This is a genomic window from Microcystis sp. LE19-131.1A (assembly GCF_027532015.1).
Classification (GTDB): Bacteria; Cyanobacteriota; Cyanobacteriia; order Cyanobacteriales; family Microcystaceae; genus Microcystis; species Microcystis ichthyoblabe_A.
On the sequence record NZ_JAPZSS010000200.1, the window covers coordinates 1 to 3,629 of the forward strand.

A 3,629-nucleotide genomic window follows, 5' to 3' on the forward strand; every position below is an offset into this window, starting at 1 on the left:
GATAAAGATTTCTAATAAGCTCGCCCAAATCCCTGATTCTCTCGTTAGCTTTTTGGCTGAAAGGGATGTATCTATTTGTAACTGAGGAGCCTAAAAACCTTTGTGGACAACGCTTTGAGATGTCTTGTCCCCCTGTCAGGACAACCACTCTATTTCTTTAGGGGGTCGTTTGGCCAGAGCCCAGGCTATGTCTAGCTTGTAGCTCCTCTGTCACCCCTTGAAGGCAAAATCTTGACTTTAAGCGAAATTATGACCATCCTGATCGCTTTCCATCAAAACCACTACCGTAATTTTCAACATTTCTGGTTCGGATAGGACATAATCGTGTAGGATGTGGGCAGGGGAAACCAGAAAGCGCGGTGATGGGCTTCGAGAATCCCTCGCCTCAGTGCTTAGGGTATTGTCAATCAGATAAACTTTTTTGATTAAGGAGACTTCTACCATGGCAATTCTAGGACAACCAGGCGTAAACGATAACCTAAAATATTTAGGTGACTCTGAGTTGCTCTACGGTGATATTAATGGGATTTTAGAACCTCCAATGCTGGCTGGAGATGATTCCCTAGCAGTAAGAGGAAACTATAACGCTCTCTATGGCGAAGGGAATGCCATGATTGAGTTTACCCAAGGCGGCAAAGATTACCTGAGAGCAACAGGGGATAGTAACGCTCTGTTCGGTGATGCTAGTCAAATGTTTGACAATAGCTTGGGGGGCGACGATACTTTGTTGGCACGGGGAAGGCAAAATTTCCTGAGGGGCGATGCCAATGAAATGCTTGATAATGCCCAGGGCGGCAACGACATAATCTAGTGATTGTAGGCAGTGATACTCAGATACAGTATTACGAGCAATCAAACTCTAAAGATCTCATTGGAATTATCCAAGGAGTTACCAATCTAGATATCAATCAAAGCTATTTTCAATTTGTTGCCTAGTTTGAGAACAAGCGCATTTTCTTGAGCATGATTGATATCTGCCTTGTGGAATGACTTAATTACCACCACCTAAACAGGGATTCTATATGTTGTTTAAATATGATGATATTGGCATACTTGATGCCACCCCATTTCCTCAAACCTTCTCTGATTCGGTAGGATTAAAAGATAAATACGATTTCTACCGTTTTGATCTGTTGACTAGGAGCAACTTAAGATTAGGTCTGAGTGGACTAAGTGTCAATGCCAATGTTTTTTTGGGAGATGCGACCAACTTCGCCGGAAACATTAAAAATAGTATTGAAGGTCAGTGGACCAAGTTCGAGACAATAACTTCTCCATTGACTGAATTACCATTCATTAATTATCCTGAGCCTTTTGTCTACAATGGTAAGTCTTACATTAGTATCCTACTTACTAAGAAAGCCCCTAGCGGGAAGATAGTATTCGATGGTTCTGAACAAGTATGGTTGGTAGACATAGATCCTCAAGAAAATTTCTATCGTAAGGTTAGTAATGACGGCAATATCCATAGAGATCCAGAACCATTTGTTGCTGAGACGGGAGCGTTTATTTACTATTCCGAAAAGACCCCTGAGGGTAACTTCATAGTTCACAAAACTGATACTGGCCTAGGTTCGCGTCAGGAATTAGTGATTGACGGCGATACCCTAGCCGTTAGTGCTTCTCAAAATGATAACGAAGTTCCTGATTCTGGTTCTGCATATATTTATTCCCTTTCTTCCCTCTTGTCCAATCCAGATAACTCGAGCCGAGAAACGGCCAATCCAGATAGCTTGACGGGAATTAAGCCAAAGGATACTCTCACTGGTGGAGCAAGCAATGACAACCTATTCGCTGGGGTTGATGATGCTCAGTTTTCTCCGCCGACTTTCAGCGATCTCTCAATTGAAGGAGATGAGATTAGTGATTTTGAACTGGCTGCTGATGGGCTATTCTCAAAACAATTTTTTACTGGCTTTGGTGACAGTGGCAATACTTCTATCGAAGATAACTCTTTAGTTAAAATCACGGCCAGCGACGGACAAGCCTATGATTCCTTTGGACAAAATGTCTCCCTCGATGGCAATACTCTCCTAGTCGGAGCCGCTCGAGATGATGACAATGGATTGGACTCTGGTTCAGCCTACATATTTAATAACATTAATGGTGTATGGACGGAGAGAGCGAAACTCAAGCCAAAAGATGGCAGAGCAGGAGACCTCTTTGGTGACACCATCAGGCTGAATGGCAGCAGAGCTTTTGTCGGATCTTGGAAGAGAGGTTCTGGTGCCGTGTATATTTTCAGGGAGAGTGGAGGACTGTGGACGCAGACAGTCAAACTTAGACCGAGTGATGGGAAACAAGGAGATCGCTTTGGCAGTTCTTTTGATTCCACCGATAGTGGCACTATCCTGATCGGAGCTAGCAGCTCCGATCAGAAAGGCTTGGATTCAGGTTGTGTTTACGTTTATAACGTCGTTAATGGGATTTGGACAGAAACCGGCAAAATTTATGCCAGCGATCCCTCACCGGGGGCTCTTTTTGGTAGATATATCGATATCGATGGTAATCAGGCTGTCATCGGAGCAGTCAAAAGCAATGCATCACAACCAAACTCTGGCTCGGTTTATATTTATGAAAACCTTAATGGCATTTGGACAGAAACGGCAAAATTGAGTGCCAGCGATGGAAAAAATGGAGATGAGTTTGGAACACCAGCGGCTATTGAGGGTAACACCATTGTTGTCGGAGCATCTGAAAGTGGCGGAACCAAAGGTGCAGCCTACGTTTTTGAGAAAGTAAACGGAAAATGGCAAGAAACAGCTAAACTGACTGCTAACGATGGACAAGTGGGGGAAGAATTTGGTACGTCTGTTACTATTAGTAATAATACGATCGCCGTCAGTCCTCGCCACGATGATGATCGAGGAGTAGATTCGGGTTCGGTTTATATTTTTCGGAAAATCAATGGGGTTTGGACCCAAGTTTACAAACTTACCGCTATCGATGGAAAAGCGGGTGATGTTTTTGGCAAGCGGGTAGTAATTGACGGCGATACTTTAGCCGTTAGTGCTTTTCAAGATGATAATGAAGTTCCTCCAGTGCCTGATTCTGGCTCTGTATATCTTTATTCCATTTCTTCGCTCTTGTCCAATCCAGATAGCTTGACGGGAATTAAGCCAAAGGATACTCTCACTGGTGGAGCAAGCAATGACAACCTATTCGGTGGAGTTGATGATGCTCAGTTTTCTCCGCAGACTTTCAGTGATCTCTCAATTGAAGGAGATGAGATTAGTGATTTTGAACTGGCTGCTGATAGGCTATTCTCAAAACAATTTTTTACTGGCTTTGGTGACGGTGGCAATACTTCTGTCGAAGATAACTCTTTAAAATTGGCAGAGATTGGCGCAGCAAGCGTCCAATTGCCGGTAATGATTTGGTAGTAGTGGTGAGCCATGTTGTTGATCTGGTAAGTACCTAAGCAAAATTAATTACACATATACCTGAACTTCCCCCATACATATATACCATAATAGCTGAAAACCCTTATCCATCAATGGATGCACCCCCTTAACTTTTCTTAATGTACCCATGTAATTTGTAACATTTCTTAATGGACAAGAATTCTCTCCCTTTGCTAGAATGATAGCCATGTATATAGAAAAAGTTCCTAACCGTAATTCCCCCCC

4 protein-coding genes are annotated in these 3,629 nt (G+C 43.0%); 2 read left to right on the forward strand and 2 right to left on the reverse strand.

Going from position 1 to position 3,629, the window contains the following annotated elements; all coding sequences use genetic code 11:
* Nucleotides 1–237: 237 nt before the first annotated feature.
* On the reverse strand, nucleotides 238–444 hold the full coding sequence (locus tag O9323_RS15105) for a hypothetical protein (protein WP_002755052.1): 207 nt from the start codon (nucleotides 442–444) through the stop codon (nucleotides 238–240).
* On the opposite strand from O9323_RS15105, the gene O9323_RS15110 reads away from it, so the two are divergent.
* Together O9323_RS15110 and O9323_RS15115 are read left to right on the forward strand one after the other, a co-directional pair.
* Nucleotides 443–811 carry a hypothetical protein gene (locus O9323_RS15110; protein WP_002755051.1) on the forward strand — a complete coding sequence of 123 codons (369 nt, stop codon included), beginning with the start codon at nucleotides 443–445 and terminating at the stop codon, nucleotides 809–811. The genes O9323_RS15105 and O9323_RS15110 overlap by 2 nt on opposite strands.
* A gap of 211 nt (nucleotides 812–1,022) precedes the next feature.
* Nucleotides 1,023–3,383: an FG-GAP repeat protein gene (locus O9323_RS15115; protein WP_002755048.1), complete on the forward strand. Its 2,361-nt coding sequence runs from the start codon at nucleotides 1,023–1,025 to the stop codon at nucleotides 3,381–3,383.
* 48 nt (nucleotides 3,384–3,431) lie between these two features.
* Here the strand turns inward: O9323_RS15115 and O9323_RS15120 are convergent.
* Nucleotides 3,432–3,629: hypothetical protein (locus O9323_RS15120; RefSeq protein WP_288125372.1), on the reverse strand; the 198-nt coding region annotated here is incomplete at its 5' end.